Below are 255 nucleotides of genomic sequence, written 5' to 3'. Positions count from 1 at the left end.
TGTTTATTAGCAAGTATTTGTCTCTTTCCAGAAATACAGTAAAGAAATACATCTCTTTATTTGAAGTACTTGGATTAAGCCTTGAATCGATTAATCAAAAAACAGATGCAGAATTAGACACACTTTTCTCCCAAAGCACAGAAGAGGTTACGACTCCAAGGATGCAAAAGGTCTATGAGTTTTTCCCCCAAATGGAACGGGAATTAAAGAAAACAGGCGTAACCATGTATGGCATGTGGGAGCGTTATCTCTCTT

The 255-nt window shown here is 37.3% G+C and carries 1 pseudogene; it reads left to right on the top strand.

The features are described 5' to 3' along the window. Nucleotides 1-255 (top strand): annotated as a pseudogene (locus tag ACHRVL_RS23055) (IS21 family transposase); the annotation flags it as partial.

This window comes from Flavobacterium sp. FlaQc-28, from assembly GCF_044007415.1.
Lineage (GTDB): Bacteria > Bacteroidota > Bacteroidia > Flavobacteriales > Flavobacteriaceae > Flavobacterium.
This window is presented reverse-complemented; position numbering and strand designations above follow the sequence as displayed.